The 23564-nt window shown below is 30.9% G+C and carries 26 protein-coding genes; 11 read left to right on the top strand and 15 right to left on the bottom strand.

The genetic code is table 11. From position 1 onward, the window contains the following. Positions 1-777, bottom strand: coding sequence for an MBL fold metallo-hydrolase (locus ACQYZ7_RS07390; RefSeq protein WP_430729128.1), 777 nt, complete (start codon positions 775-777; stop codon positions 1-3). Between the two features lie 81 nt (positions 778-858). On the opposite strand from ACQYZ7_RS07390, the gene ACQYZ7_RS07385 reads away from it, so the two are divergent. The 4 genes from ACQYZ7_RS07385 to ACQYZ7_RS07370 all read left to right on the top strand — a co-directional run bounded on the left by ACQYZ7_RS07385 (position 859) and on the right by ACQYZ7_RS07370 (position 3942). Next, on the top strand, positions 859-2298 hold the full coding sequence (locus ACQYZ7_RS07385; protein ID WP_430729127.1) for a TonB-dependent receptor: 1440 nt from the start codon (positions 859-861) through the stop codon (positions 2296-2298). Positions 2299-2365: 67 nt separating this feature from the next. Beyond that, the gene (locus tag ACQYZ7_RS07380; RefSeq protein WP_430729126.1) at positions 2366-2911 is read left to right on the top strand and encodes an RNA polymerase sigma factor; all 546 of its coding nucleotides are present in this window, start codon (positions 2366-2368) and stop codon (positions 2909-2911) included. Positions 2912-2944: 33 nt separating this feature from the next. Beyond that, positions 2945-3481, top strand: a complete 537-nt coding sequence (locus ACQYZ7_RS07375; RefSeq protein ID WP_430729125.1) for a hypothetical protein — start codon at positions 2945-2947, stop codon at positions 3479-3481. Next, positions 3481-3942: a sensor of ECF-type sigma factor gene (locus ACQYZ7_RS07370; RefSeq protein WP_430729124.1), complete on the top strand. Its 462-nt coding sequence runs from the start codon at positions 3481-3483 to the stop codon at positions 3940-3942. Before ACQYZ7_RS07375 ends, ACQYZ7_RS07370 begins: the two co-directional genes overlap by 1 nt. Positions 3943-3973: 31 nt before the next feature. On the opposite strand, the gene ACQYZ7_RS07365 is transcribed toward ACQYZ7_RS07370, so the two are convergent. The 5 genes from ACQYZ7_RS07365 to kdsB form a co-directional block, all read right to left on the bottom strand. Next, positions 3974-4171 carry a hypothetical protein gene (locus ACQYZ7_RS07365; protein ID WP_115900718.1) on the bottom strand — a complete coding sequence of 66 codons (198 nt, stop codon included), beginning with the start codon at positions 4169-4171 and terminating at the stop codon, positions 3974-3976. A gap of 135 nt (positions 4172-4306) precedes the next feature. Beyond that, positions 4307-4573, bottom strand: a complete 267-nt coding sequence (locus ACQYZ7_RS07360) for a hypothetical protein (RefSeq protein WP_430729123.1) — start codon at positions 4571-4573, stop codon at positions 4307-4309. Positions 4574-4596: 23 nt separating this feature from the next. Next, positions 4597-5223, bottom strand: a complete 627-nt coding sequence (locus ACQYZ7_RS07355) for a CatA-like O-acetyltransferase (RefSeq protein WP_430729122.1) — start codon at positions 5221-5223, stop codon at positions 4597-4599. Beyond that, positions 5224-5910, bottom strand: coding sequence for an HAD family hydrolase (locus tag ACQYZ7_RS07350; protein WP_430729121.1), 687 nt, complete (start codon positions 5908-5910; stop codon positions 5224-5226). It abuts the gene before it with no gap. After that, positions 5903-6637 (bottom strand): 3-deoxy-manno-octulosonate cytidylyltransferase, encoded by a 735-nt coding sequence (gene kdsB / locus ACQYZ7_RS07345; RefSeq protein ID WP_430729120.1) that lies wholly within the window; start codon positions 6635-6637, stop codon positions 5903-5905. Before kdsB ends, ACQYZ7_RS07350 begins: the two co-directional genes overlap by 8 nt. 489 nt (positions 6638-7126) lie before the next feature. Between kdsB and ACQYZ7_RS07340 the strand changes: the two genes are divergently transcribed. Then, on the top strand, positions 7127-7480 hold the full coding sequence (locus ACQYZ7_RS07340; protein WP_430729119.1) for a hypothetical protein: 354 nt from the start codon (positions 7127-7129) through the stop codon (positions 7478-7480). An 88-nt stretch (positions 7481-7568) separates the two neighbouring features. Here ACQYZ7_RS07340 and ACQYZ7_RS07335 read toward each other — a convergent pair whose 3' ends face one another. The 3 genes from ACQYZ7_RS07335 to idi are packed head-to-tail and all read right to left on the bottom strand — an operon-like array spanning position 7569 to position 9480. Further along, positions 7569-8540: a type I phosphomannose isomerase catalytic subunit gene (locus ACQYZ7_RS07335; protein ID WP_430729118.1), complete on the bottom strand. Its 972-nt coding sequence runs from the start codon at positions 8538-8540 to the stop codon at positions 7569-7571. A 3-nt stretch (positions 8541-8543) separates the two neighbouring features. Continuing rightward, positions 8544-8957: a 6-pyruvoyl trahydropterin synthase family protein gene (locus tag ACQYZ7_RS07330; protein WP_430729117.1), complete on the bottom strand. Its 414-nt coding sequence runs from the start codon at positions 8955-8957 to the stop codon at positions 8544-8546. Between the two features lies 1 nt (position 8958). Next, the gene (gene idi, locus ACQYZ7_RS07325) at positions 8959-9480 is read right to left on the bottom strand and encodes an isopentenyl-diphosphate Delta-isomerase (RefSeq protein WP_430729116.1); all 522 of its coding nucleotides are present in this window, start codon (positions 9478-9480) and stop codon (positions 8959-8961) included. 108 nt (positions 9481-9588) lie between these two features. Between idi and ACQYZ7_RS07320 the strand changes: the two genes are divergently transcribed. The 6 genes from ACQYZ7_RS07320 (at position 9589) to ACQYZ7_RS07295 (ending at position 16749) form a co-directional block, all read left to right on the top strand. After that, complete coding sequence (locus ACQYZ7_RS07320; RefSeq protein ID WP_430729115.1) at positions 9589-11175, top strand: peptide chain release factor 3; 1587 nt, start codon at positions 9589-9591, stop codon at positions 11173-11175. A gap of 68 nt (positions 11176-11243) precedes the next feature. After that, positions 11244-12833, top strand: a complete 1590-nt coding sequence (locus tag ACQYZ7_RS07315) for a hypothetical protein (RefSeq protein ID WP_430729114.1) — start codon at positions 11244-11246, stop codon at positions 12831-12833. A gap of 110 nt (positions 12834-12943) precedes the next feature. Further along, on the top strand, positions 12944-13873 hold the full coding sequence (locus ACQYZ7_RS07310; protein ID WP_430729113.1) for a peptidylprolyl isomerase: 930 nt from the start codon (positions 12944-12946) through the stop codon (positions 13871-13873). A 199-nt stretch (positions 13874-14072) separates the two neighbouring features. After that, complete coding sequence (locus ACQYZ7_RS07305; RefSeq protein ID WP_430729112.1) at positions 14073-14741, top strand: TonB family protein; 669 nt, start codon at positions 14073-14075, stop codon at positions 14739-14741. Between the two features lie 73 nt (positions 14742-14814). Beyond that, positions 14815-15480, top strand: a complete 666-nt coding sequence (locus ACQYZ7_RS07300) for an energy transducer TonB (RefSeq protein WP_430729111.1) — start codon at positions 14815-14817, stop codon at positions 15478-15480. Between the two features lie 144 nt (positions 15481-15624). Next, on the top strand, positions 15625-16749 hold the full coding sequence (locus tag ACQYZ7_RS07295; protein WP_430729110.1) for an energy transducer TonB: 1125 nt from the start codon (positions 15625-15627) through the stop codon (positions 16747-16749). A gap of 211 nt (positions 16750-16960) precedes the next feature. On the opposite strand, the gene ACQYZ7_RS07290 is transcribed toward ACQYZ7_RS07295, so the two are convergent. From ACQYZ7_RS07290 to ACQYZ7_RS07265, 6 genes are all read right to left on the bottom strand, one after another. Next, complete coding sequence (locus tag ACQYZ7_RS07290) at positions 16961-17602, bottom strand: hypothetical protein (RefSeq protein ID WP_430729109.1); 642 nt, start codon at positions 17600-17602, stop codon at positions 16961-16963. A gap of 19 nt (positions 17603-17621) precedes the next feature. After that, positions 17622-17828: a hypothetical protein gene (locus ACQYZ7_RS07285; RefSeq protein WP_124591056.1), complete on the bottom strand. Its 207-nt coding sequence runs from the start codon at positions 17826-17828 to the stop codon at positions 17622-17624. Positions 17829-17954: 126 nt separating this feature from the next. Further along, positions 17955-18824, bottom strand: coding sequence for an OmpA family protein (locus ACQYZ7_RS07280; protein WP_430729108.1), 870 nt, complete (start codon positions 18822-18824; stop codon positions 17955-17957). A 140-nt stretch (positions 18825-18964) separates the two neighbouring features. Next, positions 18965-21121 (bottom strand): OmpA family protein, encoded by a 2157-nt coding sequence (locus ACQYZ7_RS07275; RefSeq protein ID WP_430729107.1) that lies wholly within the window; start codon positions 21119-21121, stop codon positions 18965-18967. Between the two features lie 10 nt (positions 21122-21131). Then, positions 21132-22052 (bottom strand): PorP/SprF family type IX secretion system membrane protein, encoded by a 921-nt coding sequence (locus ACQYZ7_RS07270; protein WP_430729106.1) that lies wholly within the window; start codon positions 22050-22052, stop codon positions 21132-21134. A 48-nt stretch (positions 22053-22100) separates the two neighbouring features. Next, a partial coding sequence (locus tag ACQYZ7_RS07265) for a gliding motility-associated C-terminal domain-containing protein (protein WP_430729105.1) occupies positions 22101-23564 on the bottom strand: 1464 nt, incomplete at its 5' end.

Raw genomic sequence — 23564 nt, 5'->3', positions numbered from 1 at the left:
CTAAACTTGTAATCCATCATATGCTAAAAACACATTTTCAGGTAATTCTTTTTCTACCTCTTCATGCAAACCTAAAAGTTCGCTAATATGCGTTAAATACGCTTTTTGGGGATTAATTTCTTCTATAAACTTTAGGGCTTCTTCTAAATTAAAATGTGTGTTATGCGGTTCTTTTCGTAAACCTGTAATGACTAAAACATCTAGACTCTTTAGCTTTTCTTTCTCCTCTTCAGAAATAGTTTTAATATCGGTTATATACGCTACATTATTAAAACGATATCCGAGAATTGGTAAATCGCCATGCATTACTTCAATTGGTGTTACCTCTACTCCATCCAACTCAAAACTTTCTTTGTGTGAAACAATAGTTGGCGCTACACTTGGTGCACTCGGGTATCTATTTTCAGTTGCAAAAATATAATCGTATCGTTTTTTTAAAACATTTAGCACTCTTTCTGTTAAGTAGATAGGTACTGGTCCTATTTGAAAACAATACGGACGAATTTCATCCAAACCAGCTATATGATCTGCATGTTCATGTGTAAATAAAATTCCGTTAATTGAAGCTACTTTTTCACGCATCATTTGCTGACGAAAGTCTGGACCACAATCAATCACATAATTAATATTATTCCACGAAACCAGCACTGAAGACCGTAATCGTTTGTCTTTTGGGTTCTTAGATAAAGCTACAGGGTGCTTACTTGTAAGCATCGGAACTCCAGTAGAAGTTCCTGTTCCTAAAAAAGTTATTTTTACTTGATTTTTTTTCTTCATTTTCACCACAAAAATACAACAAAAATTGTCTGATAGTTCCTAATTTCAGTACATTTGTAATACGTAACTAAAAACAACAAAATGGCAATTACGTTAAAAGGAGATCAAAAAATAAGTACTGTACCAACTACCAAAATGAAGTCGTTAAAAATTAATTTAAACGCTCATATATATGGAACTTTTGCAGAGATTGGAGCTGGTCAAGAAACTGTTCGTAATTTTTTTAGAGCTGGTGGAGCATCTGGTACTATAGCAAAAGCTATGAGTGCTTATGATAAAGATTTCTCTGATGCCATTTATGGAATTGAAAAAGACAATCGTTACGTTACTGAACCTCGATTAAAAAAAATGCTAAAGCATGAAATGGAGTTAATTGAGGAACGACTTGATCGTCAAAAACATCCTGATAAACTTTTTTTTAGTTACGCTAACACAGTAGCTACTATTAACTTCACAAAGAAGTTTAAAGGTCATGGTTGGGTTGGTATTCGTTTTCAATTAGACCCGTTAGAAGATTACAACGAAATTGTTTTACACCTTCGTTTTAAAGAAACTGATGCACGTCAACAACAAGAAACATTAGGTGTTTTAGGTGTAAACTTAATTTATGGAGCTTATTACTTAAATGACAATCCAAAAGACTTATTAAAGTCTTTTTATGATAATATTGATAAAGACCGTTTAGAAATTGACATGATCAACTTCTCTGGACCTCGCTTTATGTATGTTGATAATCGTTTAATGAGTTTGCAACTTGTTAAAAACGGAATGACAAATGCTGTAATGTTTGGTCCTGACGGAAATAACTTATTACCTGCACAAGTACTTTACAAAAAGAATATTTTAGCACTTCGTGGTAGTTACAGACCTGTAACTAAGGTAAACATGGATATGTTTGAGCGTGCTAAACAATTATTCTTTAGTGAGAATAAAGTAGACCCTAAGAAAACTAAAATTATTTTTGAAATCACTTTAAGTAACCTTCGTGCTGAAGGTGAAATTAATGAACGTGATTTCTTAGATAGAGCTGAACTATTATGTTCTCTCGGTCAAAACGTAATGATTACCAATTATCAAGAATATTTTAAGTTAGTAGAATACTTTAGCGAGTATACTAAAGAACGTATGGGACTTGCTATGGGAGTTTACAACTTAATTCAAATTTTTGATGAAAAATACTATCGTGATTTAAGTGGTGGTATTTTAGAGGCTTTTGGTAAACTTTTTTACAGAGACTTAAAAGTATATATGTATCCTTACAAAAATGAGGAAACAGGTGAGTATATAACTAGTGAAAACCTTAAAGTGCACCCTAGAATGAAAGAACTTTATAAGTTCTTTAAAAACAACGGTAGATTAATTGATATTAAAAATTTTGACCCTAATATTTTACATATTTTCTCAAGAAAAGTTTTAAAAAAGATAAAAAACGGAGAAGATGGATGGGAAGAAATGTTACCTAAAGGAGTATCTGAAACTATTAAAGAAAAACGTTTATTTGGGTGTACAAAAAAGAATTAAATAGTCTTTTTGCTACTATTTTTAAACCTTTTACTATCTTTAAAGTCTAACAGCTAAATAGTTTTAGTTGATTGACGAAATTACACTTATAGATCAATTACAGCAATCTACCACCAAAGAGGTTGCTTTTAAAAGCCTTGTATCGCAATATAAAGAGCGATTGTATTGGCATATACGAAAAATAGTAATTTCTCATGAAGACTCAGACGATGTTTTACAAAACACTTTTGTAAAAATTTTCAAAAACATTGATCATTTTAAAAGAGATAGTAAGCTATATTCTTGGATGTATAGAATCGCTACTAACGAAGCTATAACTTTTATAAACAAAAAAGCTAAAGAAAAAAACATTCATATTTCTGATTATCAACTACAGCTCACTTCTACTTTAGATAGTGATTATTGGTTTTCTGGTGATGAAATTCAACTTATTTTGCAAAAAGCAATTGCTACATTACCCCAAAAACAACAACTGGTATTTAATATGAAGTACTTTGATGAAATGAAATATGAAGAAATTTCTGAGGTTCTATACACTTCTGTTGGTGCTTTAAAGGCCTCGTATCATATAGCTGCTAAAAAAATAGAACATTTTATAAAGAACTATAATTAAACCTTTTACAAAAAGAATAGTCTTACTAAAGTAATGGATAAAAAAATAAAACATACTATAGATTATATAAACCAACAAGTTGGTAAGGATAATGGTTTTTCAACTCCTCAAAATTATTTTGAAAAAGTTGAAGAGACTATTAACACTTCTGTATTTATAGATAGTTTACCAAAAAATAAACCATTCAATACTCCTCACTGTTATTTTGATACAATTGAAACTCGAATTCAATCAGAATTAGCAATAGAGCAAACTAAAGATTCAAAAGTAATTTCATTACGTAAAAGAATTTTACAGTATGTTCCTGTAGCTGCAGCAGCTTCTGTTTTACTTTTTATTGGTATTAATTATTTTAATACTCAAAAAATTACTTTTGAAGATATAACTATTACTGATATAGAGTCTTGGTATGAAAATGGATATGGTGATATTGACAATAGTGAGCTTGCAATGACCTTAAACACTTCAGAACTGGAAGAAGATATATTTGCTTCTATTAGTGATGAAACACTAGAAGATTACTTAAGCTCTGTTGACACGCCAACACTTATAAACGAAATACAACAATGATGAAGAAACATTTACTTATATTATTTGTAGCTTTTGCATCTCTTTTTTCTGTTCAATCACAGAGTAAAAAAGGGAACTATGAAAAAATTAAAGCCTTTAAAGTAGCTTTTCTTTCTGAAAAACTAGACCTAACTGAAGAAGAAGCTGATAAGTTTTGGCCATTATACAATATATACGATAAAAAAATGATTGAGCTTCACAAAGCGGAACGATACAGCATAAAGAAAAAAATACTTAGCTGCGGAGGAATTGATAGTTTAACTGACAAAGAATCAAAAGAAATTGTCAATAAAATTAAATCAGTTTCAAAAGAACAATACGAAGCTAAAACTAATTTTTATGATAAGCTCTCAACTTTTTTATCAGATAAAAAAATTCTCACCTTAGAAGTTGCTGAACACGAGTTTCACCGAAAGCTTATAAAAAAGCTAAAAGGTAAAAAAAGAGAACATCAAAAATAAAAAAAAGGAAGCTTTAAAAGCTTCCTTTTTTTTACTTATCGACTAAGGCTAAGCAAACATATAAATCTGGTTTATTAGCTGTAAATTGTTTTAGCCAAATAGTTAGTTCGTCTATTTCATAAGGTAGTAATCTACTTAAAGCTTTCTCAAGCTCTTTACAAAATAAATCAGCGTTAAAACTAACCTTTTGAAGTACAGTTTTCGTGTACTCATACATAGCTCTTGCCATATTTATTGGGGTTATCTGTTATTAAATACTGAACGTAATTTACAAAATTTTATTCCAAAGTGAATGTTAAAATTTATCAAAAAAAAAAGCGAGACTCAAATGAGTCTCGCTTTATAAACATATAATTTATAGTATCTATAAACTATTTACTTTTTCTATTAAAGCGTTAGCTTTAGTCTCTAACTCAGCATTTAAAGCTTTATAATGAGCTTTTTTATTCTCTACATTTTTTGCATTTACTTTTGCAATTAAATCATCAAAAGTTACAATTACTTCGTCTACAATAGCATTTGCTTTAGCTTTATCTCCTTCAGGATTTAATTCTGTAGCTATTTGACAAATACTAATAATGTCTCCTAATGTATAGTTAATATCTTTTTTTAAATTTTTTATGCTTGCCATAATTATAAATATTTAGTGCAAAATTAATCGATTTTATCCAATTCAGCTTGAAATTTCTCAAAAAACTGTCCTACATGGTATCCATCTACCAAAGCATGGTTTACATTTACCGCCACAGGCATTAATATTTTCCCCTTTTCTTCTTTTAACTTACCAAAAGCTAACTGCGGAACACTATCATTTTTATTTCCTGAAAAAGGTTCTTTATGCCCTGTAAAACTTACCCAAGGAATCGCTGAAGAGTGTATACAGCCTAATGAATACCTTGCTGGTAATAAACTAGTTGAATTTTGTATTCTCTCTTTTTCTTCTATATAATTTTGATTAAAAACTTCAAAATCTTCTGAATAATCAAAATAAGAAAAACCAAATGTTGTATCTGTTCTAGCAACAGTTGTTGATGCATTAATTACATCATAAATTGCTACTTTATCTCCTTCAATTCTAAATTTAAAGTTTTCAACAGCATTTATAGCCTTCATACAAGCATGTAAATACCTTACAAAAAAGGATTGCCCCTTCTCTTTTGCTGATTGATAAGTCTTAGATACATCTACATCTGCAACTAAACCAAAAGTTGGATCTGCTAAAGCTCTAAAGTGTTTAAAAAGTTCTTTTCTATTCCAGTTTTCAATATCTAGATATCTCATCTATAAAAACTTTAATACATCTGTAATACTAGATACTGTTTTATAAGCATCCGATTTTTGTTCTTCTTTTACTTCTTCGTGTGCCCATGTTGTATGAAATGGAACATGAATTGCGGTAGCCCCTATTTCAATTAACGGTAATACATCTGATTTTAATGAGTTTCCTATCATTAAAAATTCTGAAGGATTAATTTCTAACCGTTTTACTAGTTTTTTATAATCGGCTTTTTTTTTCTCACTCATCACTTCCGTGTGGTGAAAATATTTTAAGATACCTGATTTAGCCAACTTACGCTCTTGATCCAACAAATCTCCTTTAGTAGCTACAATTAGTTTATATTTTTCTTGCAGTTCTTGCAAAACCTCTTCTACTCCATCTAATAACTCTATTGGTTTTTCTAACATCTCTTTTCCTATCTCAAGAATTGCTTCCATTTTTTTAGGACTGATTTTATAGTTAGAAATTTCTAGAGCACATTCAACCATAGACAACATAAAACCTTTTACACCATAACCGTAAATTTTAAGGTTTTCTATTTCCTTCTTAAATAATTCTTGATGAATTTTATTTTCTGTTTCGTAATCAGATAGCAATCTAGCAAAATCATCTTCAGCATCACGAAAGTAAGTTTCGTTTACCCAAAGTGTATCGTCTGCATCAAAGGATATTATTTTAATATTATTCATTTTCTAATAATTTTATAGCTTTTTCTAAGTCTTCAGGAGTATCAATACCAATACTTTCTACTGAAGTTTCTATCATTTTTATTTTTTTTCCTACTTCTAAGTATCGAATACATTCAATTTTTTCAGCAGCCTCCATTGGTGTCATAGGTGTATGATAAAAATCGATCAATGCTTCTTTTCTAAAGGCATAAACTCCTTTATGTTTATAGTAGTTTACAACTACCTCTTTATCTCGATGATAGGGAATTACACTTCTTGAAAAATAGATTGCAAAATCATTTGTATCGGTAATTACCTTTACATTATTAGGGTCTTGAATATCTTCTTCATTCGTCATTTTTACTTTTAACGACGCTAAATCAATTTCTTTTTGAGTATCAGATTTAAAAATGCTAATTAATTTAGATAACGAAACGGTATCAATAAAAGGTTCGTCTCCTTGTACATTTACCACAATATCTACATCTATATTTTCAACAGCTTCTGCAATTCTATCTGAGCCACATTCGTGTTCTTTATGGCTCATTAACACCTTACCTCCTACTTTTTCTATAGAGTTATAAATTACTTCGGAATCGGTTACCACGTATACTTGATCAAACAAGTTGGCTTTTACTGCAGCCTCATAAGTTCTTACAATTACAGGTTTTCCTCCTAAATCTTTCATTAATTTCCCTGGAAAACGCGATGCACTATAACGTGCAGGAATCATTGCTATTATCTTCATAAATAATGATAAGTGTTTACGTATCAAAGATACGTATTTAAACTGCTATCATAAAAACTGATAAAACTCACATTGACAAAATTTTAACATTAATTAATTTTTGATTTTGTTCAATTATTAAAAACTTTTACTACTTTTGGGTTCTTATGAAAACGCTTTTAGGCACATATACGTTTATTTTTAACACAATCAATTCGATTATGTGTACAGCCCGCATGCATAAACAGTATGTACATGTAACTAAAAGCACCCAAAGAAACAGAATTAAACATCGATTTTAAATAATCAATTTTAATATAAACTTAACCAAGGTGCTTTTTTAAAAAAGCACCTTTTTTTATTTACTAATATTTTAAATTTTAAACATTATGAACACTTTTAAGTATCGAAATTCAATTAGAAAACACGTAGCCTCAACTGTAATGTACTCAGTACAAAATCCATTTTACAGAGATCCTGAATTACTAATACTTAATCCTTAAAATTATCATGAAAACACTAAACATCACATCAAACGGTCAGCCTAATCAATTCATAGTTAACAAAAAACAGGTTAGCAAAAACAAAGTGCTAAAAACTTCAGTTTTATACGATAAAATTGAATCTAGTGCAAACACTTCTTTAGGCTTTTATCCAGATTCTTCTAATTTTAGTTTTAACAGTATCGAATTTGACCTGTTAGACAATGCCTACCTTAATGATAAACTTGTTATCAAAAACAACATTAAAAAATTGAGTGATACTGAAATTATTTTCAATATAACAGTATCTAAAAAAGAAGAAAAGAAACAAAATATTATTTGTACAGCTACTTTTGGCTATACTATTAAAAAAGCATCTTAATTATTCCTAAAAATTGATTTTACAATCAATTGAACAATCGTTAAGTTAATTTGATTTGTTATAAGCTTAGGAGATTCTTCTCTTAAGCTTATTTTATATACGTTTCTAATAATTCTGAAGAGTTTTCTGATAAAACTTTCACTTTATCAATACATGCTGGCACCAAAATAGTTTCTCCTTTTCTTACAATTTCTTGTTGATTCTCGTAAGAAAATGTTACTTCTCCTTCTACACACATATAAATTATAAAGCTATCTTTTTCAGATAAATCAATTTCTTTCTTTCCTTTTACAGGAAGTATATTCGTTGTAAAATAAGGGCATGTAACTACTTGATTCGCTACATTTTCTTGTTTCACATAAGCTGTTTTATAAGTACTCTTGGCTGAAAAATCTATTGCTTTTAAAGCTTTTTCTGTATGCAATTCTCGGTAATTACCATCAATATCTTTTCTATCCCAATCGTAAATTCGATAAGTTAAATCTGATGTTTGTTGAATTTCGGCAATTAATAAGCCTGCTCCAATAGCATGCACCCTGCCTGGTGGCACAAAATATACATCTCCTTTAGCTACCTTATCAACATTTAAAATACTTAAAAGCTTTTTATTATCAAGGTACTGTATATACTCTTCTTTACTTGAATTTTCTTTGAATCCTATTATAATACTAGCCTCTTCATCAGCTTGCATCACATACCACATTTCGGTCTTTCCATAAGACTCTTGAAGTCCTGCTAAATCATCATCAGGGTGTACCTGAATGCTTAGTACTTCTTTAGCATCTATGAACTTTATTAACAGCGGAAACTGCTTACCGAAAGTTTTATACACATAATCACCTACTAAGTCGTGCTTATACTCTTTTAAAAGACTTCTTAATGTTCTTCCTTCAAAATCACCATTACTAACAATTGATTCATCTCCATCAACGTCAGAAATTTCCCAGCTCTCACCAATATTAGATCCGTCTGAATTTTTATGAAGTAGATGGTTTAGTTTTTTTCCTCCCCAAATTTTTTGTTTTAAAATTGGAGTAAATCGTAGTAATTGTTTTATCATAGATTATGCACCTCTATAAGTTACGTAGTTTCTCGGAGTTTCGTATAATGTAACTTCTAAGTCTAATTTTTCAGGAATACTTACACGTAATTTGTTATAAATTACCACAGATATATTTTCTACCGTAGGGTTAACATTTTTAAATTCTTCTACTTCAATATTTAAGTTTTTATGATCTAAAACGTCTTCTACTTTCAACTTAATTAAATCTTTCAACTTTCCTAAATCATATACATACCCTGTTTCTTGGTCTATTTCGCCAGTTAATGAAATAATTAACTCATAATTATGACCATGATAATTAGGATTGCTACACTTACCAAAAACCTCATAATTTTTTTCATCAGACCATTTAGGATTAAATAACCTGTGTGCAGCATTAAAATGTGCTTTTCTATGAACTGTTACTTTAGGCATATTAAATATACTTAGATATTTTATCGTAAGATTCTTTAAAAATTATTTTAAACCAAGCTGTATACTCTTCAGGGTGATTTTCTATATCATTTTTCACCTCTACTAAAGGCATCCATTTATATGAAGCTACTTCTTCAGGGTTTACAATAGGTTCGTCGTTAAATCTACCAATCATTACATGATCATATTCATGTTCCGTTAAACCATTATCAAACGGTGCTTTATAAATGAAAGAAAACACTTCTTCTAGCTCACAAGAAAATCCCATTTCTTCCTGTAATCTACGTTTTCCAGCTTCAATATTAGACTCTCCATCTCTTTGGTGTGAACAACAAGTATTCGTCCATAATAAAGGTGAATGGTACTTCTCTGCAGCACGTTGTTGTAGCATTAATTCATTTTTATCGTTAAAAACAAATACTGAAAATGCTCTATGCAACAAAGCCTTTTCATGTGCTTCAATTTTTTCCATTAACCCTATCGGATTGTCTTGCTGATCAACTAAAATTACTTGCTCTTTCATCTAGAAAATTTACGAAAAGCAAACTTACGAAATTGAGACCAGTTCAACAATTAAAACCTTTTGAACAGTTCGCTTTAAAATGTATCTTTGCAACCTTAAAATTTATAGATGAGTTTTTTAGAAGAAATACAGAAGAGACGTACATTCGGAATTATATCACACCCTGATGCTGGTAAAACTACCTTAACTGAAAAGTTATTACTTTTTGGTGGGGCAATTCAAGAAGCAGGTGCGGTTAAAAATAATAAGATTAAAAAAGGAGCGACTTCCGATTTTATGGAAATTGAACGCCAACGTGGTATCTCTGTTGCTACTTCTGTATTAGCTTTCATTTATAAAGACAAGAAAATAAACATTCTTGATACACCTGGTCACAAGGATTTTGCTGAAGATACTTTTAGAACTTTAACTGCTGTAGATAGTGTTATTGTGGTTATTGATGTTGCAAAAGGAGTTGAGGAACAAACCGAAAAGTTAGTAGAGGTTTGTCGCATGCGAAAAATCCCGATGATTGTTTTCATTAACAAGTTAGACCGTGAGGGTAAAGATGCTTTTGATTTATTAGATGAAGTTGAGCAAAAACTAGGTTTAAGAGTAACTCCTTTAAGTTTCCCTATTGGTATGGGATACGATTTTAAAGGAATCTATAACATTTGGGGAAAGAAGTTAAATATCTTTTCTGGAGATAATAAACAAACTATTTCTGAAGGGGTAGAATTTGATGACATTGATAACCCTGAATTAGACAAAATTGTTGGTGAAGATGCTGCAAACATTCTTCGTGAAGAATTAGAGTTGGTAAATGAGGTATATCCAAATTTTGATCAAAATGAATACCTAAGCGGTTCACTCCAACCTGTTTTATTTGGTTCTGCCTTAAATAATTTTGGAGTAAAAGAATTACTAGATTGCTTTATAGATATTGCTCCTAATCCACAACCAAAGCAAGCAGAAGAACGTTTAGTAGATTCTAAAGAAGAAAAACTTACAGGTTTTGTGTTTAAAATTCATGCAAATATGGACCCTAAGCACCGTGATCGTTTAGCTTTTGTTAAAATTGTATCAGGTACTTTTAAAAGAAACACCCCTTACCTACACGTTCGTAACGGTAAAAAAGTAAAATTCTCTAGTCCGAATGCCTTCTTTGCTGAAAAGAAAGAAATTGTAGATGAATCTTTCCCTGGTGATATTGTAGGATTACACGATACAGGAAGCTTTAAAATTGGAGACACCTTAACTGAAGGTGAACAATTAAGCTTCAAAGGAATTCCTAGTTTCTCTCCAGAGCATTTCCGTTATGTAAACAATGCCGACCCAATGAAGGCTAAACAACTATATAAAGGTTTAGATCAATTAATGGATGAGGGAGTTGCGCAGTTATTTACGATGGAAATGAACGGGCGTAGAATTGTAGGAACCGTGGGAGCACTTCAATACGAAGTAATTCAATATCGTTTAGAGCATGAGTACGGAGCTAAATGTTCGTATGAAAATATTGCTGTACACAAAGCTTGTTGGGTTGAACCAGAAGACCCTAAAAATGAAGAATTCAAAGAATTTAAGCGTGTAAAACAACGTTATTTAGCGAAAGACAAACAAGGTCAACTAGTATTTTTAGCCGACTCTCAGTTTACTATTCAAATGACTCAAAGTAAATATCCAACAGTAAAATTACATTTCACTAGTGAATTTTAAGCCAATAATTGGCATTAAGCATTTACCCGATTATGGAAAATAAAAATTATAACGTCATTGCGAACAGAGTGAAGCAATCTCTAACTATAAAAGAAAGATTACTTCGTTTCACTTGTAATGACGTTATCTTTTTTCTATTCTCTCTATTCTCTTTTCTATCAACTTACGGTCAAGAGAATTTATCGAGTTTACAAGGAAAAGAGTTACACAATAAAGTTCGTTTGAATTTTATCCCTGTTGAAATGCCTTCGGATAAATTTCCAAACCTAAAATCAACCATGGGATTAGCGGGTGTACACTATCAAGTTCCAATTAATGATTGGTTATATGGCGGCGCAGGATTTCATTTTGCTGTAACAGGTGACCAAGGAGGGTTATTTACGTTAGGTGCTGAATTAGGAGTGAATAAACAGTTGTATAAAAATTTATATGTAGATGCTAACTTCCACTTTGGTGGCGGTGGTGGATATCGTTACTTAGTAAATGATGGTGGTTTTATCAATCCAAATGTAGGATTACAATATAAAAAGAATGATTATTCCTTCGGAATACAATACAGTCATCTTAACTTTTTATCAGGAGAGATTAAAAGTAACTCAGTTTCTTTCTTTGTAGAAATACCGAGTATTTTACGTTTTACCGATTATGATAAAGCACATCAAAATTTTGTAGCAGATAACTTGTCTCCTGATAGTTTTTGGAGTAAACCAACAGTTAAAAATGCACAACAAATTCGTTTTGATTTCTTTAAACCTATCGGTAATTCAAAAAAAGATAATGGTGATGACTTAAATGAAATGCTATATGTTATTGGTTTTGAGTATCAGAAATATTTAAACGAAAACACCTTCTTATTTGCACATACCGATGCTATTTATAGAGGGTTACGTGCTGGTTTTATGGATTTATTTGTTGGCGCTGGGTATCACCCATACCAATCAAAATACATTAATATTTTCGGGAAATTAGGTGTTGGTGCTGCTGGTGGTCGTGTGGCTCCTGAAGGTGGACTGATGATGTATCCTTCTGCTGGAATAGATTTAAAACTATTTAAAAACATCGCTATAAGTGGTCATGGCGGATATTATCGTGCTATTGCTGGCGATTTAGAGGCCTATACTTTCGGATTTGGTTTAAAATACTTCGGATTAAATGGCGGAACGTCTTCCGAAGAAAATAGTACTTATAGTACACAAGGTTTACGTTTAGAAATTCAAAATCAAAGCTATTTTGATGTTGCTAAAACAGATGATGTTTACAACGCTACTGAAATAGACTTACAGTTAATTGGTCTTAAAGTTAACTACGACTTAAACAAATGGCTGTATATAGCAGGAGAAGCTAGTTTTGCCTATGATGGTCGTTCTGGGGGGTATGCTCACGGATTAGTTGGTGGAGGTATGTATAGTCCTCGTTTCTTAAATAAGAAAATACGTGGTTTTATAGAAGTTATGGCTGGTGCTGGCGGTGGTGCAGGTGTTGATACCGACGAAGGAATTATTATTCGTCCTACACTTGGTTTAAGTTATGATGTAACGAATCAAGTTTCTATAATTGCTTCAGGGGGTCGATATTATTCACCCTTCGGCAATGTAAATTCAAATAATATTAACATAGGTTTAAGCTTTAACCTTTCAACTTTATCAGTAAAAAACTAACTTTGTCATTGCTAAGAAAAACAATGATTTAGCTATTTTAATAAAAAGATTCTTTTACCTAATAATATTTTAGATATTGGAATCGCACAATATAAATAAACAAGAGAAAAATGGATAACGGAATTTATGCAAAGTTCACCACTCCAAAAGGTGATATTTTAGTAAACTTAGAATACGAAAAAACTCCTGGAACTGTAGGTAACTTTGTTGCTTTAGCAGAAGGAAATTTAGAAAACTCAGCAAAACCACAAGGAACTCCTTATTACAACGGATTAAAGTTCCACCGTGTAATTGCTGATTTTATGGTTCAAGGTGGATGTCCTCAAGGAACTGGAACAGGAAATCCTGGTTATAAATTTGATGATGAAATTCACCCTGAATTAAAGCACGATGCTCCTGGTAAATTATCAATGGCAAATGCAGGACCTGGAACTAATGGTTCTCAGTTTTTTATTACACATGTTGCTACTCCTTGGTTAGACGGAAAACACACTGTTTTTGGTAGTGTTATTGAAGGTCAAGATGTTGTTGATGCTATTGCACAAGACGACACTATGGATGTAGAAATTATTCGTGTTGGTGATACCGCTGAATCTTTTAATGCAGTAGAAGCTTTTAGATCTTTTGAAGGAGCTCGTGAAAAACGTGAAGCTGAAGCAAAAGCTAAACAAAAAGAATTATTAGATCAAGTAGCTGCTGGATACGATGAAACTGCAAGCGGATTACGTTATAAGGTTTTACAAAACGGAGATGGAAAACAAGCTACTAAAGGAGCTACGGTTTCTGTACATTACAAGGGTCAATTATTAGACGGAACGGTGTTTGATTCTTCATACAAACGCAAGCAACCTATCGATTTTGCAATTGGAGTTGGTCAAGTAATTCCTGGTTGGGATGAAGGTATTCAATTATTAAAAGTTGGAGACAAAGCTCGTTTGGTTATTCCTTCTGACTTAGCATATGGTGCACAAGGTGCTGGCGGTGTAATTCCTCCAGACGCAACTTTAATCTTTGATGTTGAGTTAATGAATGTAAAATAATAGTACATAAAATATTTCAGTATTGATAAAGCCTTCATAATAATTATGAAGGCTTTATTTTTGTTCAAACCCTACTTAATGTTTAATTAATGTTCATAACATTAAAGAACATATTACTTAATAGATTTATCATAATTACTTAAGGACAAAAGAGCAATAAAGCGTGACCTTTACAACACCAAACAAGCTCTTAAATCCTATGAAAACAACTTTACTTTTTTTTACGTTACTTCTCTTAACAACTGTTACTTTAAAAGCTCAAGAAGTTTGTACTATTCCTGAAGACAATGCTATTGATTTAAATATTATAAGTGTAGATAAATGTGAGATTGTTGACAAGAAACAAAATCCAAGAGAAAGAACTACAAAAACATTAACTGCTAGAAATAGAATAAAAAAAGTAAGAAAAGCACCACAGAAAAATCAATCAAGCTTAAATGCTCCTTCTAAAGTTTCTATTGTTACAACTAATAATGACATATCTATAAGAAACTCTTTGAAGTCTCAAACCAAAGAAGTGTTGTTTTCTGTGGTTGAACAGGTTCCTTTATTTCCTAAGTGTAAAAATAGCTCAAACGAAAAAGCAAAAAAATGCTTTAAGGATAGCATGCAAAAACATTTTTCTAAAAGCTATTATCCTGAAGTGTTTTCTGAAGAAGGTATACATGGTAGAGTTTTAATTCAATTTACTATAGATGTATATGGTAACCCTAAAAACATTCAAGTAGTTAGTTCTAAACCTAGTAAAGTTATCACCAATGAAATTAATCGGATTATCAATAAGTTACCTCAGTTAGAATCAGGCAAAGAAAAAGGAATACCTGTTAATGTAACATATTCTTTTCCTATAAACTTAATCTTAAATTAATATAAAATGTTTATCCTTAATTTCAGATAATTTTATTTTCGTGCTCCTTTATATTCCTCTTTAACACACACAAATGAAACATATCTTAACCTTTTTTTTATTGTCAATATCATTTTCTTACTCTCAAGAAAAATGTGAAACTCCTAATGAAAGTATTCAAGACATTAATACTATTAGCATTACTAAATGTTCTATAGATGATGTAAGAGTAGCTCTAGAGACTGAAAAAGTTAAAGAAATCTCTACAAGAAAAAGGCATCGAAAACTTAGAAAAGCTAATGTTATTTCAGCAAAATCTAATAAAGTTGAGAATATAAAAAGTAAGAATTCACTCGTTGAAAAACTAAACATACAAGAAGACATTTTAACCTCTCTAGAAAAAATTCCTTTTCATTTAGTGGAACAAATTCCTTTATTTAAAGAGTGTAAAAAAACTCCCATTTTACAACAATCAAAATGTTTTGAAAAAGAAATGATAACACATATTGTCAGAAATTTTGATTACCCAAAGGAAGCTCTACGAAAAAAAATTGAAGGTAAAGTTTTAGTACAGTTTACTATCGATAAAAAAGGAAATGTTGTTGATATAAAGAAAAAAGGGCCTGAAAACAGTGATTTATTAATGAAAGAAGCTCATAGGTTAATAGCTTCTCTTCCAAACTTTATTCCTGGTAGTCATAGAGGTAATTTTGTTAATGTAAAATATGCTTTACCTATAATTTTTAGGGTTCCGAAATAGTTAAATTTATCTATATATTTTTCATAAATTTCTCTGTAGCAATCTGAATAAGAGAATAAATTTGTTATTTTCTATTTTTTACCTATATTTACGGCATCAGTTAACGTTTAATTAACTCTACCAAACACTTAAAATTAGAGCACAATGATTAAAAAACTCCCCTTAGTAGTAGCTGCTATGCTACTTTCTTTAGCGGCTGTAGGACAGGAAGTATGTACTACTCCAGATGAACAAATCGCCGATCCGAACAGTATCACTAAATGTGCAATTGAAGACACCGAAAATGGTGCAAAAAAACAACTATCTATTGAAGTCTCTACCAGAAGACGCGTTGTTCGTAAGAATAAAGAAGCCGTTTCTGCTATTGGAGGTATTAATTCTTCTCAAAAGGTAGCTGACATTAAAAAGAAGTCTTTATTAATTGGTAAACTTGAGTTAGAAGATAATTCAGCTACTATTGAAAAAGTTCCTTTTAATTTAGTTGAAGAAATTCCTTTGTTTAGTAAATGTAACAATGTTCCATTAATTAAGCAGGCAAAGTGTTTTGAAACTAACATGACTAAACATATTATTAAGAACTTCAACTATCCACAAGAAGCTATTGACGCTGGTATACAAGGAAGAGTTTTAGTTCAATTTACTATAAACGAGCAAGGAAATGTTGAAGATATTTTAATGCGTGGACCAAAAGGTGGTGAATCTTTAGAAAAAGAAGCTAGTAGAATTATTAACGATCTTCCTAAGTTTATACCAGGTAAACACAATGGAAGAACTGTAAAGGTAAAATACGGAGTTCCTATTACGTTTAGAGCACCTGGAGCAACTAATAATAGATCTTCTAAATCTACAACAAGCAAAGTTGTTGCTAAGAAAAGCTCTAATGTAGTAAAAGAAAAAACTATTACTGATTTTGTGAAGTTTGTAGAGGTACAAAGTATTCCTCAATTTAAAGCTTGTACAAAGGTTCCTGATATGCAAAAATTAAAATGTTTCAACGAAAGAATGGTTAGCCATATTCAAAGAAACTTTAACTACCCAGCCGCAGCTGCTGAACAAAACATTGAAGGTAGAGTTTGGGTACGTTTTATTATTGACAAAAAAGGAAAAGTAACTAATATTAAAATGAAAGGTCCTCAAAATGGTCAATTACTAGAGGAAGAAGCTAAAAGAATGGTTTCTAAACTACCTAAATTTGTTCCAGCGGAACATAATGGCAAAACAGCTAATGTTGAGTATTACATTCCTGTTAACTTTAAGCTTCACGAATAATAATAACTCTTAAAAGTGTTTATATAAAAAAGCTTCTAATTAAAAAATTAGAAGCTTTTTATTTTTATAAGAACACTGAACACTCTCTCTTCTCTAAATAATCCTAATACAGTAATTATTAAACTTATTGGTACACAACATTTGTCCCTTTAAAATAAAAAAAGAGGAGTAAATTATTACCTCCTCTTTTTCTTTTATTTATTTAAAGTTATTATTTCTTCTCTTCAGGAAATAATATTTTCTTTAAAGCTTCTTTATCTTTTTTTATTTTATCTTTTTGCTCTTGAATCTTTTTGTCTAATTCACTAAGTCTTTCATTTGCCTTACGAACTATTTCTTCCTTCTCTTTAGCTTCTTCTTCAGAAATTTCTTTACTCTCTTTAGCTTCTTTTATTTTCTCTTGAGCTTTTTTTACCTTTTCTCTTCCTCTGTTTAAAACACCTTCGCTTTCAAGAATATTTTTTTCTTGCTCTTCAATCTTTTCTTTAGCCTCGTTTGATCTCATTTCACCAAACTCTCTTCCACTCATTCCATTCTTATCTAGACCATAGGCATTACCTTTCCCTTTATTCTCCTTATCTGCCTTTGAATCTTTTCTTTGCTTTTTATCTTTTTTTTCTTTCAGCTCTTTTTTCTCCTTCATTTCTTGAGCTTTGTCTTTCCCTTTTTCTTTTACTTCTTCTACTTCTTGCTCAAGATCTTCTTTTACTTCTTTTGCTTTATCCTTTCCTTTTTGCTTTACCTCTTCTACACTTTTTTCTTTCCCCTTACCTTTTCCTTGAGCAAACGTATGCTGAGTTCCTATAAAGGCAAAAAGCATTACGATTGATACTATTAGTTTTATATTTTTCATAATGATTAAGTTTATTAGTTTATATACTATCTATTTCTTGCAACTGTTCTTCTAATTTTTTAGTCGCTTCATTTAATTTATCTATGCCAGCCTTTACTTCATTTTCTATAGAATCTATTTTTTTGATGGCTGCTTCAATTTTCTGTTTTTCTTCTTGTTCTTTCTTTTTGTCCGTACAAGAAATCATAAAAAGAATTCCGAATGTTAAAATCAATAGTTTTTTCATAATTTAATTAATAGGTTAATATAATATATACTTAAGACACTTAAACTGCTACAAAGTCACTGTTAACAGTTATAGCTATTAAGCAAAAAACCAGCATAATGCTGGTTTTTTGTTGTTTTAAAATGATTAAGGTTTGATTTCTTCTTTTTCAGCTAATAAACCAAAAAACTTATCTAAATTAGGTAAAATTACTATTCTAGTTCTTCTATTTCTAGCTCTATTAGCTGCTGAACTATTTTCTACTAGCGGTACTGAACTACCTCTACCTGATGCAATTAATCTACTAGCATCTACATCATATTTTTTCTCTAAAAGTCTAACAATAGATGTTGCTCTTTTTACACTTAAATCCCAGTTGTCTTCTACAACAGCATTATGAATTGGTCTTGAATCTGTATGCCCTTCAATCATAACATCCATACTTGGCTCAGAGTTAATCACGTCAGCTAATTTCTTAATTAACTTGTATGCATTCTTTTTAACTCTATAACTTGCTGTATTGAATAACATTTTATCTGAAACAGAAATCATTACAACAGTTTGATCAATATCAATGTTTACATCTTCATCGTTCTCTAATTCTGAAGTGTTTATTGACTTTTTTAAGTTGTGAGCAATAGCTACATTCATAGAGTCTTTTAACGTTTTAGCGTTAGCTAACTCTGCTGGATCAACATTTTTAAGCGTTTCTCTCATTTTTTCTTTTACAGAATTAGAGATTACTGCTGATTTACCAACCATGTCTAACTTAACGTTATTTTCTTCATGGAGTGATTCATTTACACTTTTTAATGAGTTAATTTTTTCATTATAGTCATCAACTCTCTTTTCAATTTTAGCAAACTTAGCCTCAAGTTGCTCCTTTTCTAGAGTTGTTTTCTGTAAATTTCCTCTTGTATCGTTGTACTTCTGTTCTAACTCAACATACTTCTTTTTTGAAACACAAGACGTCATTGTTAAAGCCAATAACGCTAAAGGAATAAATAGTTTTTTCATAATTAATAATAATGATAATAAGTTAATGTAACCTTATAACTTAATTTTTCACATAATATTATACTAACGTAAATAAAAAAACTCCTTTTAAAAAAGGAGTTTTTTATCTTAATAACATTACGGTTATTTGTGGGGGAGTCTTAATTTTTATAATTCACTTTAACTTCTTTAGTTATCCTATCACAATTATCTTCTTTTCCTTTAAAACACTTATTGTTCTCTGGTCTTGAGTTTCTTCCTCTTTTTTTTAAACTCTTACTTAAAAACTCTAAAAAATTGCTTCTTTTAGTGGCTATTTTTTTTCTTATTCTTTTTTTTTCTTGCTCTTGTCTTACCTCTATAGATTCGCTTCCTTTTACTATATAGAAATATGAACGTCTGTTTAATTGATACTCTTCTTCAGAACATCTTATTCCGTCTACACAGTCATTTAATGGTTTATCTTCTCCATACCCTATAGCACTTTCAATTCTGTTACTAACAATACCTCTTGACAAAATATAATCTCTAGTAGATTTTGCTCTTTTATCTGATAACATTCTATTATAATCTCTATGACCACGACTATCCGTATGTGATTCTATTTTTATCACTAATTCAGGATGGTTTGTCATTACTGTTACAATATTTTCTAACTCATATTCTGCATCTTCTCTAATAATAGACTTGTCATAATCAAAATAAATAGGTTTTATTACTATTTGATTTCCTATTATTAATGGTGTTAATTTTAAGTTAGCTGTAATTTCATTGTTTCTTTTACCATTAGTTAACACAGAACTTTTACCTGATCGATGATCTAATTTAGATGCTATAATTGTATAAGTACTATTACATGGTACATCTTTAAAAGTATAATTACCTAAACCATCAGAAATTGTTTCTGCTATAATTTCTTTTTCTTTATTAATTAATTTTATTACAGCTGCTTCTACTGGAGTATTTGTTTTATTGTTCTTTATTACTCCTCTAACAATTTGTGTACAAACAGGTGGGTCTGTATAAATAAAGAAGCTATAAATGTCATCATCTCCTTTTCCTTTTTCTCTATTTGATGAGAAGAAACCTCTTTTACCATTCTTACTTATAAAAAAAGAAAAATCATCTTTCTTACTATTAAATGGATATCCCAAGTTTTCTGGTGATGATAATGTACCATCTTCTTTAATTTTTGCTTGAAAAATATCAAGAAGCCCCAAACCTAAATGTCCATTAGATGAAAAATAGAGTATGTCATCACTTCCTACATAAGGGAAAACTTCTTTCTCTGATGTATTTACAGTATCACCTAAATTTATAGGTTCTCCATACTCATCTTTTCCTTTTATTTCTACCTTGTAAATATCAGATTGTCCATATCCTCCAGGCATATTAGAGACAAAATATAATGTTTTTTCGTCTGGACTTAAAGCTGGGTGACCTGTAGAATATTCATCATTATTAAATGGTAACTCTTTAACATTTACCCAATATCCATTTACATAACTGGCCTTATATATCTTTAAATTTGATGTGTTTTTTTTACTTCTTCTAGCTCTTTTTCCTTCTGAGTTATTTCTTGTAAAATAAATGGTTTTTCCATCTTTTGTAAATACAGGTGTAGATTCATGAAGTTCAGAAGCTATTGGTTCTCCTAACTTTTGAACGTTTCCTAAAACTAAAATAGTATCTTGTTTACTTCCTTCTAATGTTTGCACATCTTCTTCTCCCTTGTAAATATTTAAAAATGGCTGATTATTCCACTTGTATATTTTTTGTCTTTTTGAATCATTAGGAACAGAAGATGTGAAATACGATTTTCCATTCAATAAAAAACCTCCAAAATCTGAATACGGTGTATTTATTGCTAAATTTCTTACTCCTATTCTTTTTTCTTGACTGGTATAGTCTGATAAATAACTATCTTTTTTAAGTTCTTCATCTAAGCCACTTTTTTGAGATTGTGTTAATTTTAAAAATATAGAATCTGATTTTTTATATTTTCCATTACTCCTCAAAGCTTGAGCGTACTTAAATAAATGTTTTTCTTCAACCTTTTCGTTAAAATTAGAAATAAGTTTTTGATACCAAACTTCTGCTTTTTCAGTATCTGAATTGTTATAGTAAGATTCTGCCAACCTACTTAATACATGTTGAGAACTATCTCCTTTAATTAATACTAAATCTTTATATAGTTTAGCTGATTGAACATAAGAAAACTCTTCAAAATAACGATCCGCTACTTTTCTACTTTGACCAAAACCATTTACAGCCAACATTAACAGTACTGTTAATGTTAGTATTTTTTTAAAATTCATTTTTTTCTTTTTAGAAGAATCTTGGGGATCTATATCTAATATCTTTAAATATTTCATACTGTAACATAATTTCGTGTGTTCCCGAATTTGTTACATTATAGTTTGATGTTGTTAAATCATATGAATACCCTATAAGCAAAGAGTCTGTTGCTTGAAAACCTAAAAGAGCACTTACAGAGTCATCCCATCTCCAAGAAGCTCCAACTCTAAACTTTTCATTAAATAATAAATTTGCTGAAATATCTAGTGACAAAGGGGCTCCTGAAACACCTTTTAATAAAGCTGCCGGTTTAAACTTTAAGTCTTCATTTATATCAAAAACATACCCTGCTATTAAGAAAAAGTGCATTCTTTCTACAGCTACTTCACCTGGAGTGTCTGCATCATAATGCTCCATTCTTAAAATATTTGGTACAGATAATCCAACATACCACTGTGGTTGATGATAATAAATACCTGCTCCTACTGTTGGTAAAAACTTATTGATATTATCTTGAAATACCACTTCATCATCTTTATAGGTTCCTTTTGACCAATCTATGTTTAATAATCTTCCTCCTAAACGTAAACCAAAAGCTAAATTTCCTTCTTCTCCAGTTTGAATATTATAAGAAACATTAGCATCTAAATATATTTCACTAGAAGGACCTACTTGATCATTCATTAAATTAACTCCTAACCCTAATCCAGAATATCCTAAAGGCGTATCATAAGATAAGTTTTGAGTATTAGGAGCTCCTTCAAAACCTACCCATTGCATTCTACCCAATGCAGTAATTACTGTATGTCCTCTAGATCCTGCATAAGCTGGATTCACATTCATTGTATTATACATGTACTGTGTATACTGAGGATCTTGTTGTGCTTGAATATCTGTCGTTATACAGATACTCATTACACATATTAAGATTAAACTTAAATATAATTTCATTTGATTAAAACTTTTATTCATCAGTCTTTTTATTCTAAAATATCTATATTATCTATTAATATAAACCCATCCCTTTTTAACTTTACTTCCATTTCCAAGGTCTAAAATATAGAAGTATGTTCCAACTGGCAATTTATCACCTACATTTATATTTGCTCTTCCTTCAGAAATTCCTCTAAACACAACACTACTATTGTTATATCCTTTAGCTCTATATATTGTGTTACCCCATCTATTAAAAATTTCTAAAGTATTACTTGGGAAATTCTCAATACAATCAATATGTAAATAACTGTTTGCAGAATCTCCGTTCGGACTCATAAGATTATTAACTTTCACACAAGTGTCTTCATTAATAGCATCTCCAAAGCCATCTAATCCATCTACACTATCAGCAATACCATCTCCATCAGAGTCTACTCCACTATCATTAACTACACCATTTCCTCCACTATTAGGGTCTGTTGGGTCTGTATCATTATCTGGAGAATTAGCATCTCCATGACCATCAAATCCATCTACACTATCAGCTATACCGTCTCCATCTGTATCTTCAGAAGGATTGTCTACTTGACCATCTCCATCTTCATCAGAATTTCCTCCTTCTACAACATCATTAATTCCATCATCATCACTATCCAAATCTTGATAATCAGGAACCCCATCTCCATCTGTATCTGGTTCTTCATCTTCATCAACCGAATCATCAGCTTGTCCATCTCCATTAGCGTCTGTATATCCTGTATCATTAGAATCTATAACTCCATCTCCATTGGTATCTAAGTTTCCATTTCCTCCTTCTATAACATCATTAATACCATCGTTATCAGAATCTAAATCTAATGAATCTGGAATTCCGTCTTCATCAGTATCTACTAAACCATCTCCTTCTTCTACATCTGGTATACCATCATTATCATCATCCACATCCATAGCATCTGGTATACCATCGTTATCTGTATCAACACAATCTTCTCCTGATAATCTACCATTCACTACAAAATCTTCAGAGGATCCTCTACCACAACTACCACTCACACTTACTGTGTAAGTAACTCCAAAATTATAACCGTTAATTACACCGTTTTCATCAACCTCTAATGTTGAATCATTGAAAACATAAGTTAAACTTGAATCGTAATTAGTAATCATAGCCCTACCTGGTGTTGCACACGTAGCTCTTTCAACTGATATAGAAGGTATTGAAGGAACAGCCTCTTCTTTTACTACAACTTCCGAGCTAGCATCTGTTGTACATGGACTTGTTGCTGCTACTGTATAAGTATAGGTTCCTGCTCCTGCTAAAACTGGTGACCAACTTCCTGTGTTATCTGGTGTTCCGCCTAATGCGGCTAATAACTCTGCCTCTGTTACTGTCGTTCCTTCACAGATCGTTAAGCTTCCGTTGCTTCCTGCATCTGCCGTTGGTACACTTTCAATTACTACATTCTGCGTTTGGGTACTCGTATTTCCTTGTGCATCTTCATATGTCCACGTTACTACTGTTGTTCC

The sequence above is a fragment of the Tenacibaculum sp. SDUM215027 genome (assembly GCF_050566205.1).
GTDB lineage: Bacteria > Bacteroidota > Bacteroidia > Flavobacteriales > Flavobacteriaceae > Polaribacter.
Note: the sequence above shows the minus strand (reverse complement) of the source record. Positions and strands in the feature narration are given on the sequence as shown.